Origin of the sequence: Sphingosinicella humi, assembly GCF_003129465.1 — a bacterium.
GTDB classification, from domain to species: Bacteria; Pseudomonadota; Alphaproteobacteria; order Sphingomonadales; family Sphingomonadaceae; genus Allosphingosinicella; species Allosphingosinicella humi.
The window spans coordinates 139,753-152,201 of the sequence record NZ_QFFF01000002.1 but is presented as its reverse complement, the minus strand read 5'-3'; the positions used below and the strand labels follow the sequence as shown (position 1 = coordinate 152,201).

The window sequence follows — 12,449 nt, the reverse complement described above, 5'->3', positions numbered from 1 at the left end:
ATGCTTCGCTTTGTGGCCGGGGCCGTTTCGGCCTTGCTACTCGTGACCGCGGGCATAGTCGCCTGGACGGGCGCCGCCGACGCCGACGATCCCATACCGCCACCGCCCGCCGCACCGTCGTTGCTGATGGCGCCCCCGCGAAAGCCCGCTACCCCGCCCGCGGCGCCCGAAAAGTCGCGCGAGGAACGCCGTTTCGCCCGCTACGACGACAATGAAGACGGCATCATCACCCGCGCCGAAATGATGAACAGCCGCCGTAGCGCCTGGGAGCGGCTCGACACCAACGGCGACAATCGCCTCGATTTCGACGAATGGGCGATCGCCACCTCCGAGAAGTTCGCCAAAGCGGATGCAGACAAGTCGGGAACCCTCAATGCCGCCGAGTTCCTGACGACACGCAGAAAGAGCAAGCCCAGGCCGAAGTGCGAGTGCTGATGCCCTCCCCACGCTTTCAGCGTACGGAGGATTACTGCGCCATCCACTCGCTCAGTGCCTCGCGGGCACGGCCGGTATAAGCGCTCTTGCGGTCCTTTTTCTTCACCTTGCCCTCGATGGGTGGGAAGAGGCCGAAATTGACGTTCATCGGTTGATAGTTCTCGGCCTCGGCGCCGCCGGTGATGTGGCCGAGGAGGGCGCCGAGAGCGGTCGTGGGCGGGGGTGACTCGATCGCGGTGCCCTGCGCTTCGGCGGCGGCGAAGCGGCCGGCGAGGAGGCCGATGGCGGCGGATTCGACATAGCCTTCGCAGCCGGTGATCTGGCCGGCGAAGCGGATATGCGGCGCCTTCCTGAGACGGAGCTGGCCGTCGAGCAGCTGCGGCGAGTTGATGAAGGTGTTGCGGTGGAGCCCGCCCAACCGCGCGAACTCGGCATTCTCCAGACCCGGAATGGTGCGAAACAGCCGCACCTGCTCGGCAAATTTCAATTTGGTCTGGAAACCGACCATGTTCCACAGGGTACCGAGCGCATTATCCTGGCGGAGCTGGACGACGGCATAGGGCCAGCGGCCCGTCTTCGGGTCATCGAGGCCTACGGGCTTCATCGGGCCGTAGCGGAGCGTGTCGACGCCGCGCTCGGCCATCACCTCGATCGGCATGCAGCCCTCGAAATAGGGCGTGTCCTTCTCCCAATCGCGGAATTCGGTCTTCTCGCCGTCAAGCAGGCCCTGGTGGAAGGCGAGATACTGCTCCTTGCTCATCGGGCAGTTGATATAATCCTTGTCGCCCTTGTCCCACCGCGAGGCCATCCAGCAGATGTCCATGTCGATGCTGTCGCGGTGCACGATCGGGGCAATGGCATCGAAGAAGGCGAGTGAGTCGCTGCCCGTCGCCGCGCCGATCGATTCGGCCAACTTCGCCGCCGTCAGCGGCCCGGTGGCGACGATGGCGAGCCCGGAGGCGGGGAGGGTATCGATCCGCTCGCGCACGATCTCGATGTTGGGATGATTGCGCAGTATCTCGGTGACCTGGGCCGAGAACTGATCCCGGTCGACCGCCAAAGCCGAGCCCGCCGGCACCTTGTGTGCATCGGCCGCCGTCATGATCAGCGAATTCAGCGCCCGCATCTCCGCGTGCAGCAGCCCGACGGCGTTGTTCTCGGCGTCGTCGGAGCGGAAGCTGTTCGAGCAGACGAGCTCCGCCAGCCCGTCCGTCTGGTGCGCCGGCGTCATCTCGCCCGATCCCCGCATCTCGGACAATCGAACCTTCATGCCTGCCTGGGCGAGCTGCCACGCGGCTTCGGAGCCTGCGAGTCCGCCGCCAATGATGTGAACCTGATACGTCATGGCCGGCCAGATAGCGGCTCGCCGCCTGCGATGCGAGCGTTGGTCACAATGTCCGGAACAGAACGAGGGCGTCGGTCGGCCCTTCGGTGGGGTGGATGAAGGCGCCGGGAAGGCGGCCGACCTCTTCGAAGCCGTGCCGTTTCCACAGCCGGATGGCGCCCGTGTTGGTCGCGACCACGAAATTGAATTGCATGGCGGTGAAGCCCCGCTCCCGCGCCCGATCGAGGGAATGGGCGCAGAGCGCGCTGGCGATGCCGCGTCCCCGGGCTTCCGGCGCTGTCATGTAGCCGGCATTGGCGACATGGGCACCGCCGCCGGGCTGGTTGGCGCGAAGATAATAAGTCCCGAGAATGCGGCCGTCGGCCTCGGCGACGAAGGTCTCGCGATCCTGCCCCAACCAATAGGTCAGAGCTTCGATCTCGCCCATGTCGCGCGGCAAGACATAGGTGTCGCCGGCGCGGATGACGGGCGCGAGGATCGCCCAGAGCGCGGCCTCGTCGCCCGGTGCTGCCCGGCGGATCAGCATGGGCGCGTCAGGCCTCCTCGCCGCTCCCGCCATTCTCGGGCTCCGTGCCGATCACGGCATCGCTCGCCTGAAGTGCCTCGTCTTCGACGTCGACCACCGCTTCGGCCTCTTCGTCGCTCTCCTCGATACGGGCGGCGGAAACGACATGCTCGTTGTCGGCGACGTTGAACAGGCGGACGCCGGCGCTGTTGCGGCCGATGACGCGCAGCGAATCGAGACCCATCCGGATGAGCTTGGCCTGATCGGTGACCAGCATGAGCTGATCGCCCGGTATGGCGGGGAAGCTCGCCACGACGGGTCCGTTGCGGGCGATATTGTCGATATTGGTAATGCCCTGGCCGCCGCGCCCCGTGCGGCGATATTCATAGGCCGACGAGAGCTTGCCATAGCCGTTGGCGCAGACCGTCAGGATAAACTGCTCGCGGCCCTGCAGCTCGGCGAAGCGTTCCGATGTCATCTGCGGCGAGCCTTCCTTCTCGGCCTTCCAGGGTGCGAAGCGCAGATAATCCTCGCGCTCCTCCTGGTTCCGCATGCCGCCCCGATGGAGAATGGAGAGCGAGATCACCTTGTCGCCCGTGGCAAGACGAATACCGCGCACGCCGGTGGAGGCGCGGCTCTGGAACGCGCGGACGTCGTCGCCGGCGAAGCGGATCGCCTTGCCCTGGCGGGTGGCGAGGAGGACGTCGTCCTCGTCGCCGAGCAGGGCGACGCCGATCAGGCAATCATCCTCGTCCTCGCCTTCGAACTTCATGGCGATCTTGCCGTTCGAAGGCACGTTGGTGAAGGCGTCCATGCTGTTGCGGCGGACCGAGCCCTTGGCGGTCGCGAACATGACGTGGAGCTTGCCCCATTCGGTCTCATCCTCCGGCAGGGGGAGGACGGTCGAGATGGTCTCGCCTTCGGCCAGCGGCAGGAGGTTGACGAGCGGCCGCCCGCGCGTCGCCGGGCCGCCCTCGGGCAGGCGCCAGACCTTGAGGCGGTAGACCTTGCCATGGGTGGAGAAGAACAGGACGGGCGTGTGGGTGCTCGTCACGAACAGGTTGGTAACGGCGTCCTCTTCCTTGGTCGCCATGCCGGCGCGGCCCTTGCCGCCACGCGCCTGGGCGCGGAAGGTGTCGAGGGTGGTGCGCTTGATATAGCCCTGCATGGTCACGGTCACGACCATGTCCTCGCGCTCGATCAGATCCTCGTCGTCAATGCCGTCGGCCGCGGGCGCTATTTCGGTAAGGCGCGGCGTCGCGTAGGCGGCCTCGATCTCGTCGAACTCCTCGCGCATCACGCCATAGAGCTTGGCGCGGTCGCCGAGAATGTCGAGCAACTCGCCGATCGACGTGGCGAGCTCGCGAAGCTCGCCGGCGATCTCGTCGCGGCCGAGAGCGGTCAGGCGGTGGAGGCGGAGCTCGAGAATGGCGCGCACCTGGGCGTCGCTGAGCGTGTAGCTGGTGCCTTCAACCTCATGCTCGACCGCCTCGACCAACGCGATATAGGGCGCGATCTCGGCGATCGGCCATTCGCGAGCGAGGAGGGAGGCGCGCGCCTCGGCCGGCGAGGCGGAAGCGCGGATGAGGCGCACCACTTCGTCGAGGTTGGTGACGGCGATGACGAGGCCGAGCAAGATGTGGGCGCGGTCGCGGGCCTTGGCGAGCTCGAACTTGGAGCGGCGGGTGATGACCTCCTCGCGGAAGCGGACGAAGGCTTCGATGATGTGGCGGAGGTTCAAGGTCTCCGGGCGGCCGCCGCGGATGGCGAGCATGTTGGCCGGGAAGCTCGATTGGGCCGGCGTGTGGCGCCAGAGCTGGTTCAGCACCACTTCGGGGGTGGCGTCGCGCTTCAGGTCGATGACGACGCGGACGCCCTCGCGGCTCGATTCGTCGCGAATGTCGGAGACGCCCTCGATGCGCTTGTCCTTGGCGGCCTCGGCGATCTTTTCGACGAGACCCGACTTGCCGACCTGGAAGGGTATGGCGGTCAGCACGATCGATCGGCGGTCGCCGCGGCCTTCCTCGATCACATGGCGCGAGCGCATCATGATCGAGCCGCGGCCGGTGTGATAGGCGCTGCGCGCGCCGGCCTGGCCGAGGATGAGCGGGCCGGTCGGGAAATCGGGGCCGGGGACGATCTCGATCAGCTCGTCGACGGTGATGGCGGGGTTCTCGATATACGCTTTGCAGGCCGCCAGAACCTCGCCGAGATTGTGCGGGGGGATGTTGGTCGCCATGCCGACGGCGATGCCGCCGGCGCCGTTGACGAGGATGTTGGGGAAGCGGGCAGGGAGGACCTGCGGCTCGCTTTCCGAAGCGTCATAGTTCGGCTGGAAGTCGACCGTGTCCTTGTCGATGTCGTCGAGCAGCGCGTTGGCGACGCGGGCGAGGCGGGCCTCGGTGTAACGCATCGCCGCCGGCGGATCGGGGTCCATCGATCCGAAATTGCCCTGGCCGTCGATCAGCGGCACGCGCATCGACCAATCCTGGGTCATGCGGGCCAAGGCATCGTAGATCGAGGCGTCGCCGTGCGGGTGATATTTACCCATCACTTCACCGACCAGGCGGGCCGATTTGCGATAGGGGCGGCCGGCGACGAAGCCCGCTTCCTGGGCGGCGTAGAGGATGCGGCGGTGGACCGGCTTCAGGCCGTCGCGCACGTCGGGAAGGGCGCGGGCGACGATCACCGACATGGCATAGTCGAGGTAGCTGGTCTTCATCTCCTCGACGATGGAGACGGGGGTGATGTCGCTGTTTTCGATGGACGGCGGTACGCTGGCCACTATCAATTCCTGTGTCTGTGACGATAGACGCGCTTCACGCGCAGTGGAGGTGGAACCGCTCTAGCCGATGGATCGGGCCAGCGCCACCCCGCGCGTGCGCGCACACGCGCGCGAGGGCTCAGGCGCGGCTGAAGCGCCAGCGATGCGCGTCGCTGTTGTCGGGATCATAGGCATAGCCGTCGCTGTCGAAGCTCTTCAGCGCTTCCGGATCGGAGAGGCGATGCTCGCAGATGTAGCGGGCCATCATGCCGCGGGCGCGCTTGGCGGCGAAGCTGTTGAAGCGGAGGCCGTTCGGACCCTGCTCGCGAAAATCGATCTCAATCACCCGGGTGTCGGCGGGGAGCCGGCCGTCGACGGCGTGCCAATATTCCTTGCTCGCGAGATTGACGATCGTGCGGCTGCCGCTTTCCTCCAGTTCCCGATCGAGGCGCTGGGCGATCCGGTTCCCCCACCAGGCGTAGAGGGTCTTCGCCCGCCCCGGCGCCCAGCGCGTGCCCATCTCCAGCCGGTAGGGACGAATCTCGTCCAGCGGGCGGAGCAGGCCGTAGAGGCCGGAGAGGATGCGCAGGTGATCCTGGGCGAAAAACAGCGCCGCCTCGTCGAGGCTCTTCACCTCAAACCCCATATAGACGTCACCGGTGAAGGCGTGAATGGCGGGCCGGCTCGGCGCCTCGCCAAATCCGCGGAAGCGATCGACGTTGAGCTTGGCGAGCTGGTCGGAAATGCCCATCAGCGACTGGAGCTTGTTGGCCGAGAGCTTGGCCGCGGCCTGGGCCAGGCTAGCCGCGTCCGCCTCGAATTCGGGGCGGGTCGCGGCGATCGGAGGAAAAGGGCGCTTGTAATCCAGCGATTTGGCCGGTGATATGATGGCGAGCATGGCAGCGGCGTTAGCCGGGCGGGGCGGGGCGGTCAAACCACTGTCGGCACGGCGGATTTATCGTTTGAGTGCCGTCAGTTGCGGTTCAAGCCCCGTTCACGGAAACTTGGCTAGAAAGGGCGGGTGAATGGCGATAGAAGCACGCGTTTCCGCAAAGAACGGCCGCTCGAGACGGCTCGCAACAAGAGGGTCAGGATTTCCATGAAATTGGTTTCGGGGGCCGCGCTCGGCCTGGCGCTGGCTCTGGCAGGCGCGATCGCCGCTACTTCGCCGGGCCTTGCCCAGGAACAAGCGGAAATCGTCCTCAACGAACAGGAGCGCACAGCTCTCCAGGCGCTGAAGACGGCGCTTGAAACCAAGGACTATGCCGCAGCGACCAGCGCGCTGGCGACGGCGCAGCAGGCCGCCCGTTCCGGCTACAGCCGCTACCTTGCCTCCTCGCTTCAGCTTCGCCTCGGTCTCGAAACCAAGAATTACGGCCTTCAGAAGACCGCCATCGATGCGATGATCGGGAGCGGGGCGGCGCCGGCGGCATCGCTGCCGCAGCTCTTGAAGAGCCAGGGCGCGCTGGCGATGAGCGCCGGCGAATATGAGGATGCGGAAGCCTCCTTCGCGCGCTGGACGCAGGCCGCGCCCAACGATCCGGAAGCCTTCCTCGCACTCGCCCAGGCCAAGACGGCCCGCGACAAGGTGCCCGAGACGATTCCGCTGATCGCCAATGCCATCAAGCTCCAGCAGGCGGCCAATCGTCCGGTGCCGGAAGCCTGGTATCTGCGCGGGTTGAAGCACGCCTTCGACGCGCGGATGGTGGCCGAGAGCCTTGACTTCAGCCGCGGCCTCATCGCCGCTTATCCGACCCCTGAGAACTGGCGCGACGTCCTGCTGGTGCGCCGCGATTTGGGACAGCTCGACCCGGCCGCGACCGTCGACCTGTTGCGGCTGCTGCGCAACACCAAGGGGCTGGCCGGCGAGCGGGATTATTATGCGCTGGCCGAAGCGCTGACCGCCGCCGGCTTCGGCGCGGAAGCGAAGGCCGTGCTCGACGAGGGCGTGGCGGCGAAGATGGTCGACGCGTCCGAAGCCAGGACCAAGGAGCTGCTCGCCGCGGCCAAGAAGGCGACGACTGCTTCCTCGGCGCTGGCGGGACTTGAAACGAAGGCGACGTCGGCCGCCACCGGCGCTGCCGCGATGACCGCCGCGGACGCCTATTTCGGCCATGGTGATTATGCCAAGGCGTCGGCCCTGTATCGCGCCGCCCTGCAAAAAGGCTCCGTCGACCCGAACGTCGCCAATACCAGGCTCGGCATGGCCCTCGGCCTCGCCGGCCAGAAGGTGGAGGCCGAGACCGCTCTACGCGCCGTCACCGGCACGCGGGCGGATTTGGCGGCCCTCTGGCTTCTCTGGCTCGCCCAGCGCGGCTGACCTCGCTAAAGAAAACGCATCCCACAGGAGACGACAGCTATGAAATTCACTTCCACCCTCGCGCTCGGCATCGCGCTCGCCCTTGGCGGCGTGTCGATCGCTGCCGCGCCTGCCCAGGCCGCCCAGGAGGAGGCCAAGGAGCGCAAGTTCAACTTCAGCGAGAAGGCCCGTCCGTCGCTCGCCGAGCTTCAGAAGGCGGCGCAGGCCGGCGATCAGGCGGCTTTCCAGACGGCGCTTGCGGCCGCGCAGGCCGCCGCCCAGAACAATGACGACCGCTACGTCATCGCCCAGTTCCAGCTGAACAACGCCATCCAGACCAACAATGAGGACGGCAAGCTGGCGGCGATCGAGGCGATGATCCAGAGCGGCGGCGCGACCCAGGCGGAGCTTCCGACCCTCTATTCGAACCTCGGCGCGATCGCCTACAACAAGGGCGACTATGCCAAGGCCGCGCAGGCGTTCAAGCAGCTCCTCCAGCTCCAGCCCGACAACAAGGATGCGATGACCAACCTCGCCGCCGCCCTGTCGCAGCAGGGCAATCCGGCGGAAGCCGCGGCCCTGGTCGAGCAGAGGCTGCAGGCCGCCGAGGCTGCCGGCGAGACGCCGCCCGAAGGCCTCTACAAGCAGGCGCTCGCGCTCGCCTATGAGGCGAAGTCGCCCAAGGCCATCGAACTCACCCGCGAGCTCATCGCCGCCTATCCGACGGCCCAGAACTGGCGGGACGGGTTGATGATCTTCCGCGAGATGAGGAACCCGACGGGCGATGCCAATCTCGACCTTATGCGCCTGATGCGCGCGGCCAACGCGCTCAACGGCGAGCGCGACTATTACGAGCTCGCCGAAGCCGCCAATACCAAGGGTCTGCCCGGTGAAGCCAAGGCCGTGATCGACGCGGGCGTCGCCGCCAAGGCGATCAACGCCACCCAGCCGGCGTTCAAGGACCTGCTTGCCTCCGCTTCGAGCAAGGTTGAGCAGGATCGTGCGTCGCTGCCGGGCCTCGAGAAGAAGGCGATGGCCAGTGCCGACGGCAAGCTCGCCCTCGCCACCGGCGACGCCTATTATGGCTATGGCGACTATGCCAAGGCGGCGGCGCTGTATCGCGCCGCGCTCGAGAAGGGCTCCATCGACGCCAATATCGCCAACACCCGCCTCGGCATGGCGCTGGGGCTGGCGGGCCAGAAGGCCGAGGCCGAAGCCGCGTTCAAGGCGGTGACGGGGCCGCGCGCCGACCTGGCGGGTTACTGGCTGCTCTGGCTCGGTCAGAAGGCCTGATCCTCAAGGTTTTAAGGTAAGGAAGGGGCGTCGGCATTGCCGGCGCCCCTTTTTTCGTCGCGGGCCCGCCGTCCCATATTGCGACGGGCCCGGATTGCCGCCTTCCGCGCCTCGGCGCTTGCGCTTATTCTGGTCATGGCGAGACACCGGAGAGGCCCGGCTTCGCGCGGATCGGGGAAGAAGGCGTGCGCTTCGACGACAGGATCGCGACCGTGATGGAGCTTCCCGCGACCACGGCGGCCGCGCGCGACGCCAAGTGGCGCCAGCTCGTCGATCTTCTCGCCCAGAGGCGAGCGGATGAAGGCGACGCTTCGGCGAGCACGGCCTTTGCCTGGCTCGAAGCCCATCGCGACACCATCGCCCCCGCCACCCGCCGCGACATCGCCCGTGCGCTCGCCGGCCGCAGGATCGCGCCCGACCTGTTCGCCTTCTTCGCCCGGGATCAGGCGTCGGTGGTGGCACCGCTGGCCGCCGGCGCCAGGCTGGAAGTGGAGCAATGGCTCGGCCTCTTGCCACAGCTTACGCCGACGGCGCGGGCGTTGCTGCGTCATCGCCGCGATCTCCATCCGGACATCGGGCGGGCGCTGAACAGCTTCGGTCCCAGCGACTTCGTCATCCCCGGCGCGGTCGCCGCCACGCACGAACCGCCCGTCAACCCGGCGGCCGAGGAAGGCGAGGCCCAGATCCGCGACCTGGTCGCTCGCATCGAGGCCTTTCGGAAGACGCGCGGCGAGACGGCGCCGCACGGCGAAATGCCTGAGGGCGCCGCGCTGGAAGCCTTCCGCTGGGAGACCGGCACGGACGGGGTCATCATCTGGGTCGAGGACGCGCCGCGCGGCCCGCTGGTCGGGCAATCGATCGCCAGCATCGTCGAACAGGGTCAGTTCGGGGTCGATGGTCAGGCCGCCGGCGCGTTCGAGAAGCGCTCCCCCTTTCGCGACGCCCGCTTCAGCGTCGCCGGCGCCGGCCCGGCGTCGGGCGACTGGCGAATCTCGGGCGTGCCCTTCTTCGATCCGCTCAGCGGCAGCTTCCTCGGCTATCGCGGCAACGCTCGCCGGCCCCGGCTCGACGAGGTCGCCCGTGCGGAGAGCGAAGGCGCGGGGGGCGTGTTCGGCAGCAACCTGCCGGCGGACTCGCTTCGCCAGCTGATCCATGAGCTTCGCACCCCGCTCAATGCCATCGTCGGGTTCGCGGAGATGATCGACGGCCAATATATGGGGCCGGCGGCGGCAAGTTATCGAACGCGCGCCGGCGAGATCATGGAGCAGGCAAGCCGGCTCCTCTCGGCGGTGGACGATCTCGACACCGCGGCGCGGATCGAAACCCGCCGGCTGACGCTGGACGAAAGCGCGGTCGATGTGGTCGCGCTGCTATGCCGCCTCCACGACGCCTACGAAAAGGTCGCGAGCCAGCGCCACGCCCGCATCGCGATCCGGATCGCCGCGGACCTGCCGCCGGCGCGGGTGGAGCTCGGTGCGGCCGAGCGCATGTTCGCGCGCCTGCTCGCCGCGACTATCGGCCTCGCCCGGGAAGGGGAAACCATCGCCGCGACCCTGGAGCTTGACGAGCTGGGCGCCGGCCGCATGCTGTGCCTGTCGATCGACAGGCCGCAGGCCATCGGCGGGCTGGACGAGGAGGCCTTGCTCGACCCGGGCTACAGTCCCGAGGGTGACTGGCCGGGGGCGCCGGCGCTGGGCCTCGGCTTCGCGCTGCGCCTGGTGCGCAACCTCGCCGAGGCGACCGGCGGCGCTCTGCTGATCGGGCAGGACCGCTTCTCGCTTTACCTGCCGGCGGCGGAGGCAGCAGAGCGGTCGACGGCCTAAGGGCTTCCGCCCAATCGGGGCCGCGTCTCGCTTGCCAATCCTCCTCGCGCTCAGCTATCGGCGTCGGCGGCGCAAGGTGAAGGGCCTGTAGCTCAACGGTAGAGCCGGCCGCTCATAACGGCTAGGTTGGGGGTTCGAATCCCTCCGGGCCCACCAGCCTCCGCGCCTTGGCGAGCACGATTTAGCGGCGCTAAATCGACTGCGCAGCGCGCGCGGCCAGCGGCGCGGCAGCGTCGAGTGACGACGCGGCGTAGTTTAGCCTGAACGCTGCCGTATGCGGCGTCGAAGGGCCGCGGCGCCACTTCTTCTGAAGCCCCTAGACCCTTGCGTTATTGGCCCCGTCGCGGCAAAGCCGCGCCGTCGGTCGCGCTGGGCGCGCCGGCCGGGCTTGCGCGTCTCACGAATAGCTCACGCTATTCGCCGTGCGCGCTACGCCGGGGAGTAGCGCAGCCTGGTAGCGCATCTGCTTTGGGAGCAGAGGGTCGCTGGTTCGAATCCAGTCTCCCCGACCAGCCTCTGAACTAGGGTCGTCCGGGGGACGATCCTGTTCAGAGGCTGAGCCAGCGAGGCTTATTGCGCAGCCTCCCTCTTCACCGGACCGATCGCCTCCGGCGCGTTGGCGACTACCGCCAGCATCGCCGTCCAGGCGGCGACATTCTGCCGCAGCTGCTCGCGGTCGATCTTGTCGAGCGTGTCGTCGGGCGTGTGGTGGAAGGCGAAATAGCGGGTGCCGTCCTGATTGAGGTCGATGGCGGCAGTGCCGGCGCGGGCCCAGGCGCCAAGGTCGGCGCCGGCGCCAGCGGGGTCACGGCCTTTCATGATACCGAGCGGCGCTACATAGCCGGCGACGCGGTCGCAGATCGCCTTGGCGGTCTCGGCCATCGTGCAATCCATCTTCCAGATGCGGTCGGCCCCGAAATCGGATTCGGAGACGAAGACGACACCGCCGTCATTCTTGTGCCGCTCGAAATAGGCACTGCCGCCCAGCACGCCTACTTCCTCGGCGCCGAACCAGATGAGGCGGATGGTGCGGCGGGGCGGGCCGGCTTCCATGATCCGCTTGGCGGCCGCGGCGGTGATGGCAACGCCGGCGGCATTGTCGAAGGCGCCGGTGGCGAGATCCCAGCTGTCGAGATGGCCGCCGATCGCCACCACGCCCGCGTCAGGATCGGTGCCGGGGACTTCCGCGACTACGTTGCCGGACGTCTGCTCGCCGATCCACTTCGGCGTCAGCACCAGCTTCATCGTGATCGGCCCGCCTCGCTCCAGCATCCGCGCCAGATTCTCCGCGTCGGGAAGGGACAGTGCCCCGGCCGGAATCGGCTTCACGCCCTCGGCCCAGTTGGTGCCGCCGGTATGGGGGTTGCGGTGATAGTCGGTGCCGACCGAGCGGATCACGGCGGCGACCGCGCCCTTCTCGGCGGCGATCGAGGGGCCGACCCAGCGGGCGGGGCCGGCGAAGCCGTAGCCGGAGCCGTCCTGCGTCGGCTTCATGTCATGGCTGATGAAGGCGATCTTGCCCTTGAGGCTGCCTGCGGGCGCGGCCCGGAGGGCGTCGACACTCTCGAACCCGACGACCTCGGCGGTGATGCCTTCCGGCGGCGTGGCGCCGCTCTCGCCCAAGGCCGCGACATGCATCGGCTGGGCGAAGCGGCCGACGATCTCGGCATGCTCCTCGCCGCGCACCCAGGTCGGCATGGTGAACTCTTCGATACGGACGTTCTGGAAGCCGAGCGACTTCAGCTTCGCCACCGCCCACTGCCGGGCGCGGGCTTCGGCCTCCGTGCCGGCGAGGCGCGGGCCGATCTCCGTGGTGAGGCCCTCGGCGATATCCCAGGCGATGTCGTCCTTCAGCGCGGCGTCCCGAAGGCGCTCCACTTCTGCCGGCGCCATCTGGGCCAGGGCGGGGAGGGGGGTTGAGAGGGTGAGAAGAGGAAGGGCGGCGGCGGCAAGCAGAGACGTTTTCATGGGCGCCATGCCTAGCC

Annotated in this window: 9 protein-coding genes and 2 tRNA genes; 6 read left to right on the top strand and 5 right to left on the bottom strand. The window is 67.8% G+C overall.

The genetic code is table 11. The annotated features are described in order from the left end of the window. Positions 1-435, top strand: coding sequence for an EF-hand domain-containing protein (locus DF286_RS14040; RefSeq protein ID WP_109272308.1), 435 nt, complete (start codon positions 1-3; stop codon positions 433-435). Between the two features lie 31 nt (positions 436-466). On the opposite strand, the gene trmFO is transcribed toward DF286_RS14040, so the two are convergent. The 4 genes from trmFO to yaaA form a co-directional block, all read right to left on the bottom strand. Then, positions 467-1,780 (bottom strand): methylenetetrahydrofolate--tRNA-(uracil(54)-C(5))-methyltransferase (FADH(2)-oxidizing) TrmFO, encoded by a 1,314-nt coding sequence (trmFO, locus tag DF286_RS14035; protein WP_109272307.1) that lies wholly within the window; start codon positions 1,778-1,780, stop codon positions 467-469. Positions 1,781-1,823: 43 nt separating this feature from the next. Next, positions 1,824-2,339, bottom strand: a complete 516-nt coding sequence (locus DF286_RS14030; protein ID WP_243444895.1) for a GNAT family N-acetyltransferase — start codon at positions 2,337-2,339, stop codon at positions 1,824-1,826. Next, complete coding sequence (gyrA, locus tag DF286_RS14025; RefSeq protein ID WP_243444894.1) at positions 2,314-5,070, bottom strand: DNA gyrase subunit A; 2,757 nt, start codon at positions 5,068-5,070, stop codon at positions 2,314-2,316. The genes DF286_RS14030 and gyrA overlap by 26 nt, the downstream gene beginning before the upstream one ends. A gap of 118 nt (positions 5,071-5,188) precedes the next feature. Further along, the gene (gene yaaA / locus DF286_RS14020) at positions 5,189-5,947 is read right to left on the bottom strand and encodes a peroxide stress protein YaaA (RefSeq protein WP_109272305.1); all 759 of its coding nucleotides are present in this window, start codon (positions 5,945-5,947) and stop codon (positions 5,189-5,191) included. 201 nt (positions 5,948-6,148) lie between these two features. Here yaaA and DF286_RS14015 point away from each other — a divergent pair, with 201 nt between their 5' ends. The 5 genes from DF286_RS14015 to DF286_RS13995 all read left to right on the top strand — a co-directional run bounded on the left by DF286_RS14015 (position 6,149) and on the right by DF286_RS13995 (position 10,976). After that, positions 6,149-7,369, top strand: coding sequence for a tetratricopeptide repeat protein (locus tag DF286_RS14015; protein WP_109272304.1), 1,221 nt, complete (start codon positions 6,149-6,151; stop codon positions 7,367-7,369). Positions 7,370-7,408: 39 nt separating this feature from the next. Next, positions 7,409-8,641, top strand: a complete 1,233-nt coding sequence (locus tag DF286_RS14010; RefSeq protein WP_109272303.1) for a tetratricopeptide repeat protein — start codon at positions 7,409-7,411, stop codon at positions 8,639-8,641. Positions 8,642-8,826: 185 nt separating this feature from the next. Beyond that, positions 8,827-10,464: a sensor histidine kinase gene (locus DF286_RS14005; RefSeq protein WP_109272302.1), complete on the top strand. Its 1,638-nt coding sequence runs from the start codon at positions 8,827-8,829 to the stop codon at positions 10,462-10,464. An 81-nt stretch (positions 10,465-10,545) separates the two neighbouring features. After that, positions 10,546-10,620, top strand: a tRNA-Ile gene (locus DF286_RS14000). Between the two features lie 279 nt (positions 10,621-10,899). Further along, positions 10,900-10,976 (top strand) — tRNA-Pro (locus tag DF286_RS13995). Between the two features lie 58 nt (positions 10,977-11,034). Here the strand turns inward: DF286_RS13995 and DF286_RS13990 are convergent. Continuing rightward, complete coding sequence (locus DF286_RS13990) at positions 11,035-12,432, bottom strand: M20/M25/M40 family metallo-hydrolase (protein WP_243444893.1); 1,398 nt, start codon at positions 12,430-12,432, stop codon at positions 11,035-11,037. Positions 12,433-12,449: the final 17 nt, after the last annotated feature.